This is a genomic window from Streptomyces purpurascens, assembly GCF_045040895.1.
Taxonomy (GTDB): Bacteria; Actinomycetota; Actinomycetes; order Streptomycetales; family Streptomycetaceae; genus Streptomyces; species Streptomyces purpurascens.
In genome coordinates this window covers 3,258,971-3,279,746 of record NZ_CP108341.1, presented here as the reverse complement: position 1 = coordinate 3,279,746, position 20,776 = coordinate 3,258,971, and the positions used below count along the sequence as shown (strand labels likewise).

Genomic DNA, 20,776 nt, shown 5'->3' with positions numbered 1-20,776 from the left:
CCGAGGCTTTTCCATCATGCGGCCGACCACGGCCCATCTGTCCACTTCTTTCCCCGGGCAGTCCGGTGAGTGGGACGACGTGTCCCGCTCACCGGTTGCGGACCTGCGGTGTCAACCGCTCTGAGCTGGAGAAATTCGTTCGACAGGGGTCGTGCGCCGCAAGCTCACCTGCCCCTCCCGCACTCCGCCACACGGGAGTGTGACGTATACCTCTGTCGCCCTGCCGGGATTCCTTCGACGGACGTCCGAACGTTCCGGGCCGAGCCGGCGTCGTAGGAGAAACACCGCGAGGGAGGGGGTGGCTTGTGCTGCTGCGCGGAAGGGCCCGGCGCGGCCGGGAGGCGACCGCCGGTACGGGTGCCGGTGACGATCCGCTGAACGCGGCCGATCCGCTGGACGCGGCACAGGAACGCCGGGTGCGGGCGGTGCTCGCGCTGGGCGGGGTGCCGCAGGCGGACCTGCCGGACGGGGTGCAGCAGGTCCGCCTGCGGCTGCTGGAGCGGGCCGCGAGCGGACGGGAGGCGCCGCGGGACGTCTCGGCGTGGGCGGCGGTCGTCGCCTCCAACCTGGCCATGGACTGGCACCGGGCCAAGCGCCGCCAGGAGCGGCTCGGGGAGCGGCTGGCCGCCCTGCGCCAGCAGACGCATCCCTCCGGCGAGGACAGCAGCGTGCTGTCCGTCGCCGTCGCCCAGGGCCTGGACGAGCTGCCCGACGCCCAGCGTCAGGTCGTCGTCCTGCGCTTCTACGCCGATCTGCCGGTGCGGTCCATCGCCGAGCAGCTCGGCGTCCCGGAGGGCACGGTCAAGAGCAGGCTGCACACGGCGGTACGTGCCCTGCGCGTCCGCCTGCACGAGGACGAGGTGGTGTGACGTGACCGCCCGGAACGAGAACAACGAGAACAGCGAGAACAGCGACAACGCTGCCGCCCGGCGTGACGCCAGTGACGGTTGTGGCGGTGGCGAGTACGACGGCATGGACGCGCTGATGGCGGCCATCGTCGGCGACCCCGTACCGGAGGCTGCCCGCCGGGACGCCGACTACATGGCGGCCCACCGCGCGGCTGCGACCGACGTCGCGCTGCTGCGGGAGCAGCTCACGCTGCTGGGGGACACGCTGGCGCGCGGCGACGAGGCCCGGCTCGAGGCTCCGGGGGAAGCGGCAGATCCGGCGGGGCGAACCCCGGCGGCAGGGCCGGCAGCAGGCCCGCGGGCTGCCGCGCACGCCGCCGGGCCGGGGACGGCCGCCGACCCGTCGGTGAGGGCGCTGCCTGTGAGGTCGCGGGGGGCCGCGCCGCGGCGCAACCGTCCCCGGCCCCTCTCCATGGCCCTGCGCGGCCTCGTCGCCGCCGCGGCCGCCACGGTCGTCGTGGGCATGGGGTGGCTCGTCGTGCAGGGCGGTGTCGGGGCCGGTTCCGGGGACGACTCGGCGGGCAGCTCGGCCGCGGATACGGCGGCGAGTCCGCAGCACGGCAGTGAGGGCGCCAAGCTCGGTCACGCCGGCTATCTCGCCTGTGCCCGGATCGTCGTCGAGGGCACCGTCGCCGAGGTCGAACCGGTCCCCGGCACCGGACAGGACCGCGTCACCCTCGACGTGGAGCGCTCCTACAAGCCCGCCAAGGGCCAGCAGCGGGTCGTCTTCCCGATGGGCGAGGACGTCGACCCCCGGCTGCGGCCGGGCGACCACGTCCTCGTCGGGATCACGGGCAGTCAGGCCGCACCGGACCTGTGGAGCGTCGGGGAGAAGGAGATCGCCCGCGAACGGGCCTGGATCACCGCGGCCCTGCCCGAGTCGCGCACGATCCCCTGCCCGTAGAGGCACATGAAGAAGGGCGGGCGCCCGTACGGACGCCCGCCCACAAAGACCGTCTACCGCTGTTACGGCACGACCTTCTCGATCTTCACGCTGCCCAGGCCCGCGACCGTGCCGCGCGCGTTGACCAGCTGGACCTGCCCGAAGAACTCACGCCCCTCGGGAGCGGCCGCCGCGGCGGTGACGCTGCCCGAGACCGTGGCCGACGCGCCCGTGCCGAGCTTCACCGGCGCCGACCCGTCGACGCCGACGCTGCCGAGGGACGCGGAGAAGAACACGTCCTGGTAGTCGTACGCGGTCGTGCCGGCCGGCACCGAGTAGCCGACGACCTCGACGGTGTACTTCCCGGCGGCCGGCGAGGGCACGGAGACCGACTCCTCCGAGTCGCCGTCGGCGGAGCTGCCGACCTGCGTGCCGGCGGCGTCGTAGACCGCGAGGTCCAGGTCGGCGCCCGTGTCCGAGACACCGCCGATGGCGACGTCCAGGGACTTCGCGCCCGCGGGCACCTCGACCGTCGTGGTCTGCGTCTCGCCCTGCTTGATCGACGGACGGGTCGTCTTCGCCGAGCCGAGCGGGCCGCCCACCAGCTTGCCGTCGAGGGCGGCGAAGCCGTTCGTCACCTTCCAGGAGGCGGTGGCCGGGGTGCCGACCTTCGCCTCGGGCACGGTCACGGTCTCCGGGTCGAAGGCCGCGCCGAGCACGGCGACATCCAGCTTGTACGGGTTGTCGAGCAGCGGCGACGTACGGCGCGACTCGACCTCGATCTCCCACACGCCCGGCTGCGGGTCCGCGTACGAACGCAGGTCGGGGCGGCAGGTGTTGGCCGGATTGGCGTAGTTCGGGTAGCAGTTGATCGTCGACGTCGGGTCGGACGGGACGCCGAAGGGGTGGATGGAGATGAACCGGGTCTGGCTCTTGTCCTTCAGCCCGCTCATCGCGACCTCGAGCGTCTTCGCGCCCTCGGGCACGGTGACGTAGTAGTGCCGCGAGCTGTTGCGCTGCACCGAATCGGAGGCGGAGAAGGTGTACTTCAGCGGGGCCGAGACGACGACCGTGCTCAGCACCTGCTTGTCGATGCCCTCGGTCTTCGGGTCGTCGACCTCCAGGATCGCGCTCTTGATACCGGCGGACTTCGGCGCGGCCTGGACCTTGACGGTCACCGGCTGGTTCAGCGGCAGCTTCACCTCGTCGGAGCCGACGATACGGAACGTGCCGCCCTCGTTGTTCTCGAAGTGCAGCTCGTGCCGGATCGCCTTGTCGGCGCCGGACGTACGGGTGACGGTGACCTCGTAGGTCTTCTTCTGGCCGGCCTTCAGGCCGCCCTCACGGTCGTAGAGGCCCGTGCCGTAGCCCGGGGTCTTCAGGAACTGGTCGATCGCGGTGTCGACCGGCGCCTTGACCGTGTAGGCGTGGGAGGTGGCGTCGTCGCGGATCGAGTCCCAGGCGTCCTCGATGTTCATGAGGCCCGCGCCCTCCTCGTACGCCTGCACACCCTTGATGTGGTCGGCGGTCGAGGTGAGGGCGGTGCGCAGGGTCGCCGGCGTGAGGTCGATCTTCTTCTGCTTCGCGGCCGACAGCAGCAGCGCGGCGGAGCCGGCGGCCTGCGGGGAGGCCATCGAGGTGCCCTGGAGCATGCCGTAGCCGGCCGGCAGGGTGTAACCCGCCTCGGCGACCGGGGCGCCCGGCATCCAGGTCTGGATGGTGTTGATCGCGGCACCCGGGGCGATCAGGGTCGGGGTGAAGCCGCCGTCCTCACGCGGGCCGCGCGAGGAGAACGGCATCAGCGCGTACTTCTTCTCCACGACCGAGCCGTAGTTGGCGGCCCAGGTCTCCTTGGAGACGGACGCGCCGACCGAGATGACCTTGTCGGCCAGGGCCGGGTCGCCGATGGTGTTGGTGCCGGGGCCGGAGTTGCCCGCGGAGATCACCAGCTGGACGCCGTACTCGTCGATCAGGCGCGTGTACAGCTCGGCGCGCGCGTTGTTGCCGTCGTTCAGCGCCGGCAGGCCGCCGATGGACATGTTGACGATGTCGACGCCGCGCTTGGTGACGAGGTCGATCATGCCCTCGGTGAGCGCGACGTTGGTGCAGCCGCCCGACCAGGTGCAGGCGCGCGAGGAGACCAGCTTGGCGCCCGGAGCCGCGCCGTTCATCTTCCCGCCGAACAGGCCGTTCGCGGCGGTGATGCCGGCGACGTGCGTGCCGTGCTCGGACTCGATGACGCCGATGTTGACGAAGTCGGCCTTCGCACCGGACGCGTTGACGACGACGTCCTTGCGGATCTCGACGACGAACGGCTGGCGCTCCGCGATGTCGGTGGCCGGGTCGTCGGTGCCGAAGTACCCGATCTGGAAGCCGTCCTTGTACGGCTTCATCGCGGTGTCGTCACCGAAGTCGTTGTTGTTGTTCAGGTCGACGCGGACCGTGCCGGACGCCGCGTCGTACAGGACGCCCCAGGCGTCGGTGGTGTCGCCGTCCCGGTTGGCGTCGCCCGCCGCGTCGCCGCCGGTGGTGTACGACTCCAGGAAGGTGCTGACCCGGTAGGAACCCGCCGGGGCCGTCCAGGTCTTCCCGCCGTAGGTGAAGGTGGGCCCGGAGACGGTGGTGGTCATCGGGCGCCAGGTGCGGTCGTTGTCGACGACCGGGTCCGTCGCCGTCACCCAGTCGACGATCTTCCGCTCACCGGTGGTGGTCTTCTGCAGCGCCGGGTGGCCGAGGTCCACGCCGGAGTCCAGGATGCCGATGGTGATGCCGCGGCCGTCCGCCTTCGGGTGGTCCTCGACGAAGTCGACCGCGCCCGTCTCGAAGGACGGGTTGTACGGGTTCTCGGCCGGGGTCTTCTTCCCGGGGGCCGGGTAGGCACCGGTGGCCTTGGCGCCCTTGGCCGCGTCCGCGCTCGGCGTCGGATCGTCCAGCGGGATCTCCTCGCGCAGGTCGATGCCGTGCACGGAGGAGAGCTTGGCGGCGGCGGCGATGGCCGAGTCCGCCCCGGAGGTCGGGACGGTGGCGCGGACGTAGCCCAGCTTGTCGTCGGCCCGGCCCACCGAGCCGCCCTTGACCGCGTCCAGCTGCCCGGCGACCTGCTCGGTCTTCCCGGGCGCGGTGGCGATCATCATGGTGACGGTCTTGTCGCCGTCGGCCTTGGCCTCCGCGAGGAGGTCCGCGTCGTCCGAACCGAGCTTGTCGGGCCCGGACTTGACGTCCGCGTCGGCGGGGGCGGAGGCGCCCGGGCCGTCGGCGGCGAAGGCCAGGGGGATCGGTCCGGCCGCGGAGAGCGCGGCGACGAGACCGGCGGCCACGGCTATGCGCGCCACGCGTCTCGGGCCCGATATCGGGTCGCGCTGGGGGGTGAGGGTCATCGGCATCCCTTGTAGGTAAAGGAACGAGCGGGAACGACCAGGACCGATCGGCCCTGGTCGCAACGGTCCGAACGCGAGCCCGGACGATCGCACAGCTTTGCGTAAGGGCACGCTCTTTGGGGACTGTTGACCGAAACGAGATGGATGTATGGGGAAAACCCGCGATGCGTTTTGCGGGCATGAGTCCTGAAGGCGGCGAAATCGGTTAACGTCCCGGAGTGCGAGAGAAGTTGAGGGTGGCGGCCTACGCCGTATGCGTCCGTGACGGACAGATCCTGCTCGCCCGCTCACCCGCCCAGGACGGCACCCCCGAGTGGGTCATGCCGGGCGGCGGCATGGAGCACGGCGAGGACCCCTACGACACCGTGCGACGGGAGGTGGAGGAGGAGACCGGGTACCGGATAGAAGTGACCGGGCTGCTCGGCGTGGACTCCTCCCACCGCGTCTTCCGCGACGGCTTCGGACGCCCCGTCGACCATCACGGCGTCCGGTTCGTCTACGAGGGCCGTATCACCGGCGGCGAACTGCGCAACGAGGTGGGTGGCTCCACCGACCTCGCCGCCTGGCAGAACCTGGACGCGGTGCCCGGTCTGGTCCGCATCGGGCTGGTCGACACGGCGCTGCGGCTGTGGCGGGAGCGCCCGGCCGGTGGTCGGCTCAACGGCGTTCCGGAATAGGTCAGGAAGGGGCCCGGAATAGGTGCAGTACCCCGGAAGATGAACACCGAGTGACCGACTCCGGGCCGTTCCCGGAGCGGTCGTCGACGCGCGGGGTAGTCCAAGATCCACGTACGGTGATCGGCGCTGCCCGTTGCCACCGCGTTTACGCGCAGGTCATTCCCCGAGCCAACGATCCAGTGTGAGCGGGGTGTTCGTCGGACGAACGCCCCGCGACCACTGCCGACGCGTTCGTACTCGGGGAGAGAAGCGCATGTCGCGCACACGCTCAGTCGCAGGATCCGGCCAGGGCATCCACCGTCGTTCCGTCCTCGCCGCCGGCGGCGCGGTCGCCCTCTCCGCGGGCGTCGGCTACGCCCTGCGGCCCAGCGAGAGCCAGGCCGCCACGGCCAAGGAGGCGACCGAGGCCGTAGCCGCCTCCTCGCGTCAGGCGCCGGCCGCGCCGCTGGCCCCCTACACCAAGGGCACCACCCTCGCCTCCGTCGCCACCCCGCGCGGCAGCTCCGGCTACCGGCGCCTGGGCGACGGAGCCGGCTGGCAGCGCGTCGTGCGCTCCGACCTGGCCGCGCCCAAGTCCGGCCGTGCCGGGCGGCGTACCCCGCTCGCGGCGTTCGTGCAGCTCACCGACCTGCACATCATCGACGCACAGCACCCGCTGCGCCTGGAGTACCTCCGCTCGGCCGACATCCACGCCTGGCGGCCGCACGAGGCGCTGACCGTGCAGGGCGCCATCGCGCTGGTGGAGCGGATCAACGCGCTGCGCGGCGCCCCCGTCACCGGCGCCCCGCTGCACTTCGCCATGACCACCGGCGACAACACGGACAACAACGCCAAGTCCGAGCTGGACTGGTTCCTGAAGATCATGAGCGGTGGGCGCATCACGCCCAACACCGGGGACCCGCGCCAGTACGAGGGCGTCCAGAACAGCGGCCTCAAGCAGTACTGGCAGCCGGACGCCGCGGTCCGCGACAGCGACAAGCAGGTCGGCTTCCCGAAGCTCGACGGCTTCCTCAAGGCCGCCGTCCGGGAGGTCCGCAGCCCCGGCCTCAACCTGCCCTGGTACTCCACGGTCGGCAACCACGACTCCCTGCCGATGGGCTGCTACGCCTCGCACGGCGACTCCTACCTCACCGAACTCGCCGTCGGCGGCAAGAAGCTGATGGACGTGTCCGCGGCGGAGGCGCAGCAGCTCCAGGCGCAGATCAAGAAGGCCCGGGACCCCCAGGGCGTCCGTTACCACGACTTCCTCAAGTCCCACGCCCGCTCGATGCGCTCGGTCACGCCGGACGAGAGCCGCGCCCCCTTCACCCAGGCCGAATACCTCCAGGCCCACCTGGACCCGGCCTTCCGCGGCATCGGCCCGGCCGGTCACGGCTACTCCTCCGCCAACCTCGACGCGGGCACCCAGTACTACGCCTTCCGCATCTCCGACGACGTCATCGGCATCAGCCTGGACACCACCGACGCGGGCGGCCACTACGAGGGCTCCCTCGGCACGGCCCAGATGAAGTGGCTCGAGAAGACCCTGCGGGAGAACAAGGACTCCCACGCGGTGATCTTCAGCCATCACACCAGCAAGACGATGACGAACCTCCGCAACGACCCGTCCCGGCCGGGCGAGCGCCGGCACGACGGTCAGGAGGTCCTGGCCCTCCTCGGCGGCCACCGCAACGTGCTCGCCTGGGTGAACGGCCACATCCACAAGAACGTCATCACCCCGCACTCGATGTCCGGCGGCGGCACCTTCTGGGAGATCTCCACCGCCTCCCACGTCGACTTCCCCCAGCTGGCCCGGGTCATCGAGCTGACCGACAACAAGGACGGCACGATCTCGCTGTTCACCACGCTGGTGGAGTCCTCGGCCCCGCACCGCACGGACTTCTCCGACCTCTCCCAGACCGGTCTGGCGGCCCTCTACCGCGAGCTGTCCCTCAACGCCCCCGGCGCGAACGCGAACCTCGGCGGCGACCCGCAGGACCGCAACACCGAGCTGGTGCTGAAGAAGGGCTGATTACCGCTCAACCGTCCGGGCCCGGTCAACCCGGGCCGCGGGGCCGAGGTCCCACCCCCTGACACAGCTCGATGAGCAGGGGGAAGCGGGGATGAAGAGACACTTACGCACGACCCTGACGGCGGCGACCGCCGTGGCCCTGACGGCGGCCCTGGCCGCCCCGGCGCTCGCGGCTCCGCCCACCGGCGGCCACGACGCGACCCGGCGGGCGGTACGGGCCGCCGTCGCCGAGGGCGTCCCCGGGGTGACCGTGACGGTACGGGACAGGGACGGCGGCACCTGGGGGACCACCGCGGGTGTGGGCGACCTCCGAACCGGCGAGCCGCGTTCGAAGCGGGACCACTACCGCATCGGCAGCGCGAGCAAGACGTTCATCGCCACCGTCGTCCTGCAACTGGAGGCGGAGGGGGAACTCTCGCTCGACGACACGGTGGAGAAGTGGCTGCCGGGTGTGGTGCGCGGAGGCGACCACGACGGCAGGGGCATCACGATCCGTCAGTTGCTGAACCTCACCAGCGGCGTCCACGACCTGCTGGCCGACGAGACCTTCCAGCGGACCTACATGCTCAAGGAAGGCTTCTTCCGGCACCGTTTCGACAGGAAGACGCCACGGGAACTGGTCGCCATGGCCCTGTCCAACCAGCGGGACTTCGAGCCGGGCACCTCGTGGAAGTACTCCAACACCAACTACATCCTGGCCGCGATGGTGATCGAGAAGATCACGGGACACCCGTACGGCGACGCGGTGGAGCAGCGCGTCATCGAGCCGCTGAACCTGACGGCCACGTCCGTCCCGCGCAACCGGATCACCGTCCCACAGCCCAGCAGCCGCGCCTACGGCAAGCTGGCGCGCACGACGAGCGGCCCGACCTACGACGTCACGGAGTTCCGGCCCTCGTTCGCCTACTCGGGCGAGATCATCTCCGACTCCGCCGACCTGAACACCTTCTTCCGGGCGCTCCTGCGCGGCGAAGTGCTCCCGCCGCGGCAGTTGAAGGAGATGAAGCGCACGGTTCCCACCACGAAGGAGAACGAGGGCTACGGCCTCGGCCTGCGTTCGTGGGAGCTGACCTGCGGCACGACCGTCTGGGGCCACGGCGGCGACATCCACGGCTCCTCCTCCATGGCCGTCACCACCGGCGACGGCCGCCACTCGCTGGCCGTCAACTTCAACGGCGACTGGTCGGGGGAGACCAAAGCCGTCGTCGAGGCGGAGTACTGCGGCGACCGCTGAGCCATTCCGGCTCGACCTGACAACGCGACCTGACAGCGCGACATGACAAGGGGAAACGGGGACATGAAGAGACGCATACGCACGACCCTGACGGCGGCGACGGCCGTGGCGCTGACGGCGGCGCTGGCCGCCCCGGCGCTCGCGGCCGCTCCCGGCGAGGCGCCCGGTGGGCAGGACGCGACCCGGCAGGCGGTGCGGGCCGTGGTCGCCGGCGGGGTGCCGGGCGTGACCGTGACCGTGCGGCGGGGGCACGGCACCTGGGCGGCCACGGCCGGTGTCGGCAACCTGGAGACGGGCAAGCCGCGTTCGACAGCGGACCACTACCGCGTCGCCAGCATCTCGAAGACGTTCGTCGCGACCGTCGTCCTGCAACTGGAGGCGGAGGGGAAGCTCTCGCTCGACGACACGGTGGAGAAGTGGCTGCCGGGCCTGGTCCGGGGCAACGGCCACGACGGCCGGCGGATCACCCTGCGCCAGCTCCTGAACCACACCAGCGGCATCTTCGACTACCTGGGCGATCCCGGGTTCCAGGAGACGTACATGACCGCGGACGGCTTCATGAAGCACCGCTTCGACCAGGCGTCCCCCGAGGAGCTGCTCGCCATCGCCATGGCGAACAAGCCGTACTTCACGCCGGGCACGTCGTTCAGGTACTCCAACACCAACTACATCCTGGCCGCCAGGGTGATCGAGAAGGCCACGGGCAGCGACGACTACGGCGACGAGATCGACCGCCGGATCATCGGCCCGCTGAAGCTGGCCTCCACATCGGTCCCCACCCGGGTCACCCTGCCCCGGCCCAGCAGCCGCGCCTACTCCAAGCTGGCCCAGACGGCCACGGGCCCGACGTACGACGTCACGGAGCTGAACCCGCGCCTGGCCTACGGCTCCGGCCAGATGGTCTCCAGCTCCGCCGACCTGAACCGCTTCTACTCGGCGCTGCTCCGGGGCAGGCTGCTCCCGCCCGAGCAGCTGAAGGAGATGAAGACCACGGTCCCCTCCAGCCGCGACACCAGCCGCTACGGTCTGGGGCTCGTCGACCGCAAGCTCAGCTGCGGCGTCCACGTCTGGGGCCACGACGGCGGCATCACCGGCTCCAGGTCGGACGTGGTGACGACCGAGGACGGCCGGCACTCCCTGGCCGTCAACCTCAACGGGGACTGGTCGGGGAGCACCGGCGGGATCATCGAGGCGGAGTTCTGCGGCAAGTAGGGCGGTGCCGTCCTCCCACTTGGTGAGACACCCGCTCACGTTTCGAGAAGTAGGCCGGACCTTCCATACCTCGGCTGCCTGGCTACGAACCCCTGGTGAGGCAGAGCACGCGACAGTCGGCAGTCGAGGGGGTCCCCATGACGGGACAGCAGCTCCAGGAGGCGGTCAAGGGCCTCGTGGAGGAGGCCCGGCCCTGCGCGGCGCCGCCGGATCCAGCGACATCCGCTGCCGCGGAGCGGTTCGCCGCGCTGCTGGCGGAGGTCGCGCACCTGGACGAGGTGCGGGTCGACAGCGACTTCTTCGATGATCTCGGTGCCGACTCCCTGGTGATGGCGCACTTCTGCGCGCGGGTGCGGAACCGGCCGGACCTGCCGGCGGTGTCGATGCGCGATGTCTACCGGCATCCGACCGCCGGCGGACTGGCGGCCGCACTGGTCGACAGCACCCCGCCGCCACCACCCGAATCCGAGGCGCGCAGCCCATCGGGACTGCCCGCGGCGCCGGTACCGGTACCGGCGCCGCCGACCGGCCGCCCGCACCGCGTGCTCTGCGGGGCACTCCAGCTGCTGGCCTTCCTCGGCTATGCCTTCCTCCTCGCGGCCGTCGCCGCCCGGGGCTACGAATGGATCTCCGCGCAAGGGCACCTGCTCGACGCCTATCTGCGGAGCGTCGTCTTCGGCGCCGCGCTGTTCGTCGTGCTGTGCGCCCTGCCCGTGGTCGCCAAGTGGGTGCTGATCGGCCGGTTCACGCCACGGCGGTTCCGCGTCTGGAGCCTCACCTACTTCCGGTTCTGGCTGGTCAAGACGCTGATCCGGTCGAGCCCGCTGGTCCTGTTCGCCGGATCGCCGCTCTACCCGCTCTATCTGAGGGCCCTGGGCGCGCGGATCGGCACAGGGGTGACGATCCTTTCGCGCAGCGCCCCCGTCTGCACCGATCTGCTGACCGTCGGTGACGGCGCACTCGTCCGCAAGGACGCGCTGCTCAGCTGCTACCACGCGGTCGACGGTGTGATCGAGACAGGGCCGGTCACCCTGGGCCGGGGCGCGGTCGTCAGCGAGGTGACGGTGCTGGACATCGGGACCCGGCTCGGCGACGGATCCCGGCTCGGGCACGCGTCCTCCCTGCACACCGGCCAGACGGTCCCCGGGGGCGAGCACTGGCACGGCTCTCCGGCCCAGCCCGCGGAAGGGGCCTTCCCGGAGGTGGAGCCCGCCCGGTGCGGCACAGCACGGCGAGCGGTGCACGGCTTCCTGATGCTGCTCACGGCGCTGCTGGTGTATCTGCCGCTCGCGGTGGGCTGCCTGGACGTGCTGCTCTCCCGGATGCTGGAGGGATCCGGCGTACTGAAGGGCGGGGCGACGGTGCTCTACGTCGACCTGCTGGTCGTCACGGTCGTCCTCTTCTTCGGCGGGGTGCTCGCCGCTCTGGTGGTCCTGGCCACCGTCCCCCGGCTGCTGGGCAGGTTCGTCCCGCCCGGCCGGACGTACCCGCTCTTCGGCTTCCGCCACACCGTGCACCGGACGATCGTCCTGATGACGAACAGGAAGTCCCTGACCCGTCTGTTCGGCGACAGCAGCTGCATCGTGCACTACCTGCGCTGGATCGGCTACCGCCTCTCCCCGGTGGAGCAGACCGGCTCCAACTTCGGCACGGGGGTCAAGCACGAGAGCCCCTTCCTGAGCAGGATCGGCACCGGGACCATGGTCGCCGACGGGCTGTCCCTGATGAACGCCGAGTACTCCAGCACCTCCTTCCGGCTGTCGCCGACCGCGATCGGGGCGCACAACTTCCTCGGGAACCGCATCGCCTACCCGGTCGGCGGCCGGACCGGCGACAACTGCCTGCTCGGTACCAAGGTGGCGGTCCCCGTCAGCGGGCCGCTCCGGCACGACGTGGGACTGCTCGGCTCCCCCTGCTTCGAGATCCCGCGGTCGGTGGCGCGGGACAGCACCTTCGACGACCTCAAGGACGGGAACGGTTTCGGCCGCCGCCTCGCGGCCAAGAACCGGCACAACGCCGTCACCATGGCCTGGCACCTGCTCACGACATGGCTGTTCTTCTTCTGCGTCGTCCTGCTGTTCGCGCTCGCCGCGAGCCAGTACCCGGTGTGGGGCACGGCGGTCCTGGCGCTCGCCAACGCCGTCGTGCTGCCGTTCACCCTGCTGTACTTCGTCCTCCTCGAACGGGCCGTCACGGCCGTGCACCCACCGGGGCCGCTGTTCTGCTCGATCTACGACCGCCGGTTCTGGCGTCGTGAGCGGTACTGGAAGGTCCCCTCCGAGACGTATCTGCACATCCTCGACGGCACGCCGTTCAAGAGCGTCGTATGGCGCCTGCTCGGCGTCCGGATCGGGGCGCGGGTCTTCGACGACGGCTGCGCTGTGACGGAGCGCCGCATGGCCGCCATCGGGGACGACTGCACCCTCAACGCGGGCAGCGTCCTGCAGTGCCACTCGCAGGAGGACGGCACGTTCAAGTCGGACCGCAGCGCGCTCGGTGCCGGCTGCACCCTCGGCGTCGGAGCGTTCGTGCACTACGGCGTGACGGTCGGGGACGGCGCCGTGCTGGCGGCGGACTCCTTCCTCATGAAGGGCGAGACGGTCCCCGAGCACACCCGCTGGGCGGGCAATCCCGCCCGCCCGGCCCTCGACGAAAGGGACGAAAGGGGAGGTGCGCGGTGATGGCGGCGACAGTGACCGAGGCCCGCGTCCCCGGAAGCGACCGCCGTGCCGAGGGCGGCTTCACGGCCGTGCCCCGATGGGCGCGGGATCCGGTGCCCGGCACCGGGGAGCACATCAGCCGCGTCCCCGGCGAGGTGACGGCGGCCCTCAGGGCACGGGCCCGTGAACTCGGCGTGCCGCTCACCGCGGTCCTCCTCGCGGCCCACGCGAAGGTGCTCGCCCTGCTCTCCGGCGACCCCGAGGTGCGCAGCGGCTACCTGGCCCCGGGCCGGACCGCGCCGCTGCCCTTCGAGCTGACGGTCGGGCCCGGCACCTGGCGCCGACTGGTGCTGGACGCCCGGCGGGCCGAGGCGGCGGCGCTGTCGCCCGGGACCGGCTCACCGTCCCCGGCCGGTGGCCCCGAGGCGGTGTTCGCCCCCGCAGGGCACGAGGCCGACGTCCCGTTGGACGGCACTGTGCTGCTCGGCATCTCAGCGGGTGAGGAGCTGCTGCGCCTACGGCACCGGACGGACCTGCTGGACGCCGACTGTGCCGCCCGTATCGGGGGATACCACCGCGCCGCGCTGGAGGCGATCGCCGCCGACCCCGACGCCCCTCACGACCGGGGCAGCCTGCTGTCCGCGGACGAACTCCGGTTCCAGCTCGACGGGCTGGGGGCGGGGCCGCGCCGTGCGCTGCCGGACCGCCGGTTCCACGAACTGTTCGAGGAGCGGGCGCGCGGGCATCCGGACGCCGTCGCCGTGGTCCACCGGGGCCTCGGCCTGACGTACGCGGACCTCGACACCCGGGCCAACCGGGTGGCCCGGTCCCTGCTGGCCGAGGGGCTCTGCCCGGAGGACACGGTCGCCGTGGTGACCGAGCGCGACCTCCACTGGGCGGCCGGCGTGCTCGGCGTCCTCAAGGCCGGCGGCGTGTACCTGCCCGTCGACCCGCATCACCCGCCCGGCCGCATCGGCGCGATGCTCACCCGCGCCGGCTGCTCGTACGTCCTCACCACACCCGGCAGCACCGGTCAGCTGGACCGGGCGCTCGCCACGCTGCCCGGAACCCGGCGGCTGCTCGTCCCGGACCTCACCGACCGGGCCACCGACGGAACGGACCTCGGCCTGGACATCCCGGCGGACCGGCTCGCGTACGTCTTCTTCACCTCCGGCTCCACCGGAGAGCCGAAGGGCGCGCTGTGCGAGCACGGCGGCCTGCTCAACCACCTGTACGCCAAGATCGACGATCTGGGCATCGGCGAGGGCACCGTGGTGGCGCAGACGGCCTCGCAGTGCTTCGACATCTCGCTGTGGCAGCTGCTCGCCGGGCTGCTGACCGGCGGGCGGACCCTGCTGGTCGAGCAGGACGCCATCCTCGACGCGGACCGGTTCCTGGACCGGATCGCCGAGGGACGCGTCAACGTCCTCCAAGTGGTGCCGTCCTATCTCGACGTCATCCTGTCCGCGCTGGAACGCGTCCCCCGGGACCTGCCGGACCTGCGGTGCGTCTCCGTCACCGGCGAGGCGCTGCGCGGTGAGCTGGTCCAGCGGTGGTTCGCCGGCGGACCCGCCGTGCGCCTGATCAACGCCTACGGGCTGACCGAGACGTCCGACGACACCCACCACGAGGTGATGGACCGGGCGCCCGCCGGCGACAGGATCCCGATCGGGCGGCCCATCGCCAACGTCCGCCAGTACGTCGTCGACGAGAACCTGCTTCCGGTGCCGCTCGGCGCGCCCGGCGCCATCGTCTTCTCCGGGGTGTGCGTCGGCCGCGGCTACGTCAACGACGCCGAGCGCACCGCGCTCGCCTACCTGGAGGACCCCCACCGTCCCGGCCAACGGCTGTACCGGGGAGGCGACTTCGGCCGCTGGCGGCCGGACGGAAAGCTGGAGTTCCTCGGCCGCCGGGACGCGCAGGTCAAGATCCGGGGGTTCCGGGTCGAGATCGGCGAGGTCGAGAACACGCTGCTGCGGGTGCCCGGTGTCACGGACTGCGCGGTCGTGGTGACCGGCGCGGAAGGGCACGGCCGCCAGCTGGCCGCCTTCTGCGCGAGCGAGGGCGCGGTGACCGCCGAGGACCTGCGGGAGCGGCTCGCGGACCTGCTCCCCGCGTACATGGTCCCGGCGACCTTCCACCGGCTGGAGCGCCTGCCGCTCACCGCCAACGGCAAGACCGACCGCAAGGCACTCGAGGCGCTCGCCGAGGATCTCGGCCCGGCCCGGGACTCCCACGGCGCCCCGCGGACACCGTCCGAACGGCGGCTCGCGGCGGAGTGGGCCACGGAACTCGGCCTGCCCCCCGGACGGATCCGCCGCGACGACAACTTCTTCGATCTGGGCGGCACGTCCCTGTCGGCGGTACGGCTCGCGGTCTCGCTGGACCGGGTGATCTCCCCGCGCGACCTCGCCGGCCGCCCCGTACTGGCCGACCTGGCCCGGCTGATCGACACCCGTACGAGCTGCGAGAGGTGAGATCGACATGCTGTCGGCACTCTTCCGCAAGAACAGGGCCACCACGACAGAGGCCCCTGGGAGCCTTCCGGTACTCGACGCGGAAGACATTCAGGATGCCCGGGGCACGCTGCGCGAACTCGTCGCCGAGCACGGGGCGGTCACCGTCCGGGGCCTCGGCCTGCGTACCCCGGCCGACGTCGAGTCGGTCCTCCGCCGGGTGGCCGAGCGCCCCCTGGCCGAACGCGAGGCGTTCGCCGCCCGCGACCGCCACGCGGACGGCGTCTACTCGTCGTCGGCCTGGCCGCCCAACCAGCCCATGTGCATGCACCACGAACTCAGCTACGCCCTCGAGTGTCCCGGCCTGCTGCTGTTCGCGTGCCTGGAGCCGCCCGTCGAAGGCGGTGCCACCGCCCTGGCCGACGCGACCGCCGTGCTGCACGCGCTGCCCGCCGACCTCGTCGACCGTTTCACCCGGGAGGGCTGGCTGCTCACCAGGGCCTACAACGAGGGGATCGGCGCGACACTCGGCCAGTCCTTCGGCACCGACGACCGCGGCGAGGTCGAGGCCTACTGCCGCGCCCACGCGATCGACTGGTCCTGGCAGCCGGACGGTTCGCTGCGGACCTGGCAGCACCGGCACGCCGTCGTGCGGCACCCGGTGTCCGGCCGCCCCTGCTGGTTCAACCAGATCGCGTTCCTGAACGAGTGGACGATGGCGTCGGAGGTCAGGGAGTTCCTGGTTGAGGAGTACGGACCGAACGGCCTGCCCTTCAACACCCTGTACGGCAACGGCGATCCGGTGCCCCCGGACGTCGTCGAGCAGATCAACAAGACCTACGAGGCCCACACCGTACGCCGGGCCTGGCAGCGCGGGGACCTGACGCTCGTGGACAACATCCGCACCGCGCACAGCCGGGAGGCGTACCGGGGGCCGCGGAACGTCGTGGTGGCGATGGCCGACCCCGTGCGTCCCGGCCTTCCCGGGCCGCAGAGGGGGAGTGAAGCGGCATGACCACCGTGCACACCGTCCCGCGGACCGCCCGGGCGGACGCCCCGGTGGTGCCGTCCTTCGCCGTCATCCCCGGAAACCAGGTCAAGGAGGTGCTCCAGGGCCGGGAGAAGACCGTGGTGGAGGTCGTCGAGGCCACGTACCGCCTGCACGGCGCCGGCCGTACGGTCAATCCGCCGTCCTCCTTCCTGCGCTTCCCCGACCGGCCGACGTCGCGGATCATCGCCCTGCCCGCCTCGCTCGGCGGCGAGGGCGGGGTGGACGGCCTGAAATGGATCTCCAGCTTCCCGGCCAACGTCGCCTCGGGCATCCCCCGGGCGTCCGCCGTCCTCATCCTCAACGACCCCGTCACGGGCTACCCCTTCGCCTGCATGGAGAGCTCGATCATCAGCGCCGCCAGGACCGCCGCGTCCGCCGCGTCGGCGGCCGACCGGCTCAGCAGGGGACGGCCGCGCCCGGCCCGGCTGGGGTTCGTCGGGGCGGGTCTGATCGCCCGTTACATCCACACCTATCTGGAGGGCACCGGCTGGTCCTTCGACGCCATCGGCGTCCACGACCTGTCCCCCGACAGCGCCGCCGGCTTCCGCACCTACCTGGAGCAGTCCGGGGCCGTCGGACGCGTCACCGTGCACGGCAGCGCCGAGGAACTGATCCGCCTCAGCGACCTGATCGTCTTCGCGACGGTCGCCGACCGGCCGCACATCACCGAGCCGTCGTGGTTCCGGCACAACCCGGTGGTGCTGCACGTGTCGCTGCGCGACCTCGCACCCGAGGTGCTGCTCGGCGCCACCAACGTCGTCGACGACATCGACCACTGCCTCCGGGCCGCCACCTCACCGCACCTCACCGAACGCCTCACCGGCAACCGCGACTTCCTGCTCGGCACGCTCGACGACGTGATGGCCGGCCGTGTGACGGTCCCGGCCGACCGCCCGGCGGTCTTCTCACCGTTCGGCCTGGGCGTACTGGACCTCGCGGTCGGCGGCTACGTCTACGACGAGGTGGCCCGATCCGGCGGACTGCGGGTCATCGACCACTTCTTTCACGAACTGAGCCGGCACGGCTGAGGACGAACCCGTCCACCGCCCGGCCCTGTACGAGGAGACCATCGTGCCAGTCATATCCGTCCCCCACGCCTTCAACGAGGAGGACCTGTACGTCGACCTCGGGCCGATGACGGGACACCGGCTCTTCCTCAAGTGCGAGGGCTTCAACTTCGCCGGTTCGATCAAACTGAAGGCCGCGACCGAGATGGTGGAGTCCGCCGAGCGCGGCGGAACCCTCAGGCCGGACTCGATCCTGGTCGAGTCCTCCTCCGGCAATCTCGGCGTCGCACTGAGCATGATCGCCGCGAGCAAGGGATACCGCTTCGTCTGCGTGACGGACTCCCGGTGCAACCTCGCCACCCGGCTGATGATGGAGGCCCTGGGCAGCCAGGTCCACGTCGTCTCCGACGAGCACGCCACCGGCGGCCTGCTGGGCGCGCGGCTGGCGCACCTGCGCGCCCTGTGCGCCGCGGACGACCGCTATGTGTGGCTGAGTCAGTACACCAACCCCGACAACTGGAGGGCGCACTACTTCAGGACGGCCCCGGCCATCGCCCGCTGGTTCCCGCGCCTGGACGTCCTGTTCATCGGCGTCGGCACGACCGGCACCCTGATGGGCTGCGCCCGCTGGTTCCGTTCCTGGCACCGGCCCGTGCGGATCGTCGCGGTGGACAGCGTCGGCTCCGCCATCTTCGGCGACCCGCCAGGACGGCGGATGATCCCCGGCCTCGGCATGAGCCTGAGGCCTCCGCTGCTCGACGAGAGTTACGTCGACGAGGCGGTCCGCGTCGAGGAGGCCGATGCCATCCGTACCTGCCGGAACCTCGCGAGGCGGGGCTTCCTGTTCGGCGGGTCGACCGGCACGGTCGTCAGCGGGGCGACGAGCTGGCTCGCCCGGCACGGAACGCCGGGCCTCACGCCCGTCGCGATCGCCCCGGACCTCGGTGAGCGCTATCTCGACACGATCTACCAGAGCAACTGGGTGCAGGCCCTGTACGGCGGCGACGCCATCGCTGACCCCCGCGCCGTGCGGGCGTCCTCCGACTGACCGAGGACGGCCGTGCCATGTGCCTCCTCCCCGCGCGACCGGTCCTGCGTCCCGAGCGGCTGACGTCCGCCGCCTGGACCCGGCCTCCGGAGCCGCCTCGCGCCGGCCGGCCCCGCGTGTGGCTGGCCCGGGTGGAGGACCTCCGCGACGCCGTGGCCCCGCTCGCCGGCACGCTGCTGGACAGCGGGGAACGGGCGCGGGCCGCGGCACTGCACCGGGCGGCGGACAGGGACGGCTACCGGGTCGCCCATGTGTGCCTGCGCCTGCTCCTCGGCGCCTACCTGGGCGTCGAGCCGTCGGACGTGACGTTCGTACGGCGCCCCTGCCCGGTGTGCCGGGGCCCGCACGGCCGCCCCGACGTGCCCGGCGTGCCCCTGTGCTTCTCCGTCTCCCGCACCGAAGGCCTCTGCCTTCTCGCCTTCGCGGACACCGCGGTCGGCGCGGACATCGAGCGGCTGCCCGGCTCGGACGTCGTCGCCGCCCTCACGGACACGCTGCACCCCCGGGAGGCCGCCGAGCTCGCCGCGTGTCCGCCGCAGGGGCGCCCGGCCGCCTTCGCCCGGGTGTGGACACGCAAGGAGGCGTATCTGAAAGGGCTCGGCACCGGACTCGGACGTGACCTCCGCTCCGACCACCTCGGCTCCTCCCCGCGCGGGCCCCGCCGGATGCCGGGCTGGACGGTCGACGACGTGGCGGTGGGCAGGGGGCACGCGGCCGCCGTCGCGGTGGCCGAGCGGTGATCGTCACGCGGCGGTGCTCGTCATGCGGCGGTGTTCGTTCACGCGGGGACGGAGATGACGCCGACGGGGCGGGTGGTGGGCTGCCGGGAGCCGCCGGCCGGTTCCACCGTGAGACAGACGGCGGTGGCCCCGCCGAGGCGCCCGTCCAGCACATCCGCATGACCTCCGTCCGCTGTGGACAGCAGTCCGGCCGGCCGGAACTGCCCCGATCGGGCGTACCAGAGCTGGTAGACCCGGTCGTCGGCGAGCGGCGGCAGCCTCGACGCGAACACCGCGGACCGGTTCTCCGCCCGGGAGGCGACCACGCTCGCCGTCCCGCCGTGCGCGAGCTCCTTGGTGCTGATCGTGGCGTCGGGGGCGGTCAGGACATCGGCGAGCTGCCGGTACTCGGCGCGCTCCTCGGCGGACTGCTCACGCGCGTTGTCGGCCTCGGAGCTCTGCCACCAGGCGACACCTCCGAGAGCCGCTGCTGCCGCCACGGACGCCGCCAGCGCCAGCTGGAGCCCCCGTTGCGGCCGGCGCCGGGCCTCGGCTGAGCCGGACCGGCCCTGAGGTACGGCCGCGATCCGGTCGAGCACCCGGCGGCGCAGGTCCGCCGAGGGCGCGTTCGTCTCGGCCGCCCCCATCTCGACGGCTGCCCCGGACAGCTGATCGACCTCCGCACGGCAGGGCTCGCAACCGGCCAGGTGCTCCTCGAAGGCGGCTTCCTCCTCGGCCGGCAGCGCGTGCAGCACGTACGCGCCGACATCGAGGTGGGGGTCGTCGGTGAGGTTCACGAGCCGGCCTCCATACAGTCGTGCAGGCGCCGCAGCCCTTGACGCATCCGCGACTTGACGGTGCCCGCCGGCATCGAGAGCGCCTCGGCGACCTCCGCGTACGTCAACCCCTCGTAGTAGGCCAGCACCAGGGGCAGCCTCAGCTCGCGGGTCAGGTGGGCCAGGCAGCGGAAGACCACCCGCTGCTCCTCCCGCGTCTCGACCTCTTCGGCGACGGTGTCGAAGGACCGCTCCTGCTCCCGGACGGCGGCGCGCAGCTCGCGGGCGCGGCCCGCGGCGACGGACCGTACCCGGTCGACCGCGCGGCGGTGCGCGAGGGTGAGCACCCAGTTCCGGGCGGCTCCGCGCGCCGGCCGGAACCGGTCGGCGGTCCGCCACACCTCCACCATCACGTCCTGGGTCACCTCCTCCGCCTGGGCCTTGTCCCTGATCACGCGGCAGGCCAGTCCCAGCACCGTGTGCGCCAGGGCGTCGTACAGTTCGGCGAAGGCCCCTTCGTCGCCGTCGGCGGCGCGGATGAGCAACCGGTCCAGCGCGGGGTCGTCCGCGGTCCCTGATCGTCCCCCTTGTGTGTCACCTTCCCTCTGAGCTCCGGCTCCTCGGTCCATCGCGCCTCCTCGGCTCAGCTCGACACTGGCCCTGTTCTCCGCGGAGCGCATCCGGTCCAAAGCCGTCCGTCTGACAGATTCACCTGTCTGCCGCAGCAGACGGCCGGCGGGTCTCACGCGCGGCGACG

The 20,776-nt window shown here is 71.8% G+C and carries 15 protein-coding genes; 12 read left to right on the top strand and 3 right to left on the bottom strand.

The window, feature by feature from the left end; translation table 11 throughout:
• The first annotated feature begins 308 nt into the window (after positions 1 to 308).
• Positions 309 to 869, top strand: coding sequence for a sigma-70 family RNA polymerase sigma factor (locus OHU35_RS14875; protein ID WP_372498744.1), 561 nt, complete (start codon positions 309 to 311; stop codon positions 867 to 869).
• Position 870: 1 nt separating this feature from the next.
• Positions 871 to 1,812 carry a hypothetical protein gene (locus OHU35_RS14870; RefSeq protein WP_405505561.1) on the top strand — a complete coding sequence of 314 codons (942 nt, stop codon included), beginning with the start codon at positions 871 to 873 and terminating at the stop codon, positions 1,810 to 1,812.
• Between the two features lie 62 nt (positions 1,813 to 1,874).
• Here the strand turns inward: OHU35_RS14870 and OHU35_RS14865 are convergent, their stop codons facing one another.
• On the bottom strand, positions 1,875 to 5,168 hold the full coding sequence (locus OHU35_RS14865) for a S8 family serine peptidase (protein WP_405505560.1): 3,294 nt from the start codon (positions 5,166 to 5,168) through the stop codon (positions 1,875 to 1,877).
• A 218-nt stretch (positions 5,169 to 5,386) separates the two neighbouring features.
• On the opposite strand from OHU35_RS14865, the gene OHU35_RS14860 reads away from it, so the two are divergent.
• The 10 genes from OHU35_RS14860 (at position 5,387) to OHU35_RS14815 (ending at position 19,264) form a co-directional block, all read left to right on the top strand.
• On the top strand, positions 5,387 to 5,845 hold the full coding sequence (locus OHU35_RS14860) for an NUDIX hydrolase (protein ID WP_229872901.1): 459 nt from the start codon (positions 5,387 to 5,389) through the stop codon (positions 5,843 to 5,845).
• A 253-nt stretch (positions 5,846 to 6,098) separates the two neighbouring features.
• Positions 6,099 to 7,856, top strand: coding sequence for a TIGR03767 family metallophosphoesterase (locus OHU35_RS14855; RefSeq protein ID WP_189723672.1), 1,758 nt, complete (start codon positions 6,099 to 6,101; stop codon positions 7,854 to 7,856).
• Positions 7,857 to 7,947: 91 nt separating this feature from the next.
• Positions 7,948 to 9,090, top strand: a complete 1,143-nt coding sequence (locus tag OHU35_RS14850; protein WP_405505557.1) for a serine hydrolase domain-containing protein — start codon at positions 7,948 to 7,950, stop codon at positions 9,088 to 9,090.
• 63 nt (positions 9,091 to 9,153) lie between these two features.
• On the top strand, positions 9,154 to 10,302 hold the full coding sequence (locus OHU35_RS14845; RefSeq protein ID WP_359894237.1) for a serine hydrolase domain-containing protein: 1,149 nt from the start codon (positions 9,154 to 9,156) through the stop codon (positions 10,300 to 10,302).
• A 137-nt stretch (positions 10,303 to 10,439) separates the two neighbouring features.
• The gene (locus OHU35_RS14840; protein ID WP_405505555.1) at positions 10,440 to 12,983 is read left to right on the top strand and encodes a Pls/PosA family non-ribosomal peptide synthetase; all 2,544 of its coding nucleotides are present in this window, start codon (positions 10,440 to 10,442) and stop codon (positions 12,981 to 12,983) included.
• Positions 12,983 to 15,439, top strand: a complete 2,457-nt coding sequence (locus tag OHU35_RS14835) for a non-ribosomal peptide synthetase (protein ID WP_405505553.1) — start codon at positions 12,983 to 12,985, stop codon at positions 15,437 to 15,439. Before OHU35_RS14840 ends, OHU35_RS14835 begins: the two co-directional genes overlap by 1 nt.
• Positions 15,440 to 15,446: 7 nt before the next feature.
• Positions 15,447 to 16,433 (top strand): TauD/TfdA family dioxygenase, encoded by a 987-nt coding sequence (locus tag OHU35_RS14830; RefSeq protein ID WP_359894243.1) that lies wholly within the window; start codon positions 15,447 to 15,449, stop codon positions 16,431 to 16,433.
• Positions 16,430 to 17,497, top strand: a complete 1,068-nt coding sequence (gene sbnB, locus OHU35_RS14825) for a 2,3-diaminopropionate biosynthesis protein SbnB (protein ID WP_359894245.1) — start codon at positions 16,430 to 16,432, stop codon at positions 17,495 to 17,497. The genes OHU35_RS14830 and sbnB overlap by 4 nt, the downstream gene beginning before the upstream one ends.
• 43 nt (positions 17,498 to 17,540) lie before the next feature.
• On the top strand, positions 17,541 to 18,524 hold the full coding sequence (sbnA, locus tag OHU35_RS14820) for a 2,3-diaminopropionate biosynthesis protein SbnA (protein ID WP_189723658.1): 984 nt from the start codon (positions 17,541 to 17,543) through the stop codon (positions 18,522 to 18,524).
• 17 nt (positions 18,525 to 18,541) lie between these two features.
• Positions 18,542 to 19,264: a 4'-phosphopantetheinyl transferase family protein gene (locus OHU35_RS14815; protein ID WP_405505551.1), complete on the top strand. Its 723-nt coding sequence runs from the start codon at positions 18,542 to 18,544 to the stop codon at positions 19,262 to 19,264.
• A gap of 38 nt (positions 19,265 to 19,302) precedes the next feature.
• On the opposite strand, the gene OHU35_RS14810 is transcribed toward OHU35_RS14815, so the two are convergent.
• A complete protein-coding gene (locus tag OHU35_RS14810) occupies positions 19,303 to 20,040 on the bottom strand; it encodes an anti-sigma factor (RefSeq protein WP_189723655.1) in 738 nt (245 codons plus the stop codon).
• Positions 20,037 to 20,648, bottom strand: coding sequence for an ECF RNA polymerase sigma factor SigK (sigK, locus tag OHU35_RS14805; protein WP_189723653.1), 612 nt, complete (start codon positions 20,646 to 20,648; stop codon positions 20,037 to 20,039). Before sigK ends, OHU35_RS14810 begins: the two co-directional genes overlap by 4 nt.
• Positions 20,649 to 20,776 lie beyond the last annotated feature (128 nt).

Excerpts from the sequence above, each read along its gene's own strand:
- OHU35_RS14840 (WP_405505555.1), top strand. The coding sequence starts at position 10,440 with ATGACGGGACAGCAGCTCCAGGAGGCGGTCAAGGGCCTCGTGGAGGAG.
- OHU35_RS14845 (WP_359894237.1), top strand. The coding sequence starts at position 9,154 with ATGAAGAGACGCATACGCACGACCCTGACGGCGGCGACGGCCGTGGCG.
- OHU35_RS14855 (WP_189723672.1), top strand. The coding sequence starts at position 6,099 with ATGTCGCGCACACGCTCAGTCGCAGGATCCGGCCAGGGCATCCACCGT.
- OHU35_RS14830 (WP_359894243.1), top strand. The coding sequence starts at position 15,447 with ATGCTGTCGGCACTCTTCCGCAAGAACAGGGCCACCACGACAGAGGCC.
- sigK (WP_189723653.1), bottom strand. The coding sequence starts at position 20,648 with ATGGACCGAGGAGCCGGAGCTCAGAGGGAAGGTGACACACAAGGGGGA.
- OHU35_RS14815 (WP_405505551.1), top strand. The coding sequence starts at position 18,542 with ATGTGCCTCCTCCCCGCGCGACCGGTCCTGCGTCCCGAGCGGCTGACG.
- sbnB (WP_359894245.1), top strand. The coding sequence starts at position 16,430 with ATGACCACCGTGCACACCGTCCCGCGGACCGCCCGGGCGGACGCCCCG.
- OHU35_RS14850 (WP_405505557.1), top strand. The coding sequence starts at position 7,948 with ATGAAGAGACACTTACGCACGACCCTGACGGCGGCGACCGCCGTGGCC.
- OHU35_RS14835 (WP_405505553.1), top strand. The coding sequence starts at position 12,983 with ATGGCGGCGACAGTGACCGAGGCCCGCGTCCCCGGAAGCGACCGCCGT.
- OHU35_RS14865 (WP_405505560.1), bottom strand. The coding sequence starts at position 5,168 with ATGACCCTCACCCCCCAGCGCGACCCGATATCGGGCCCGAGACGCGTG.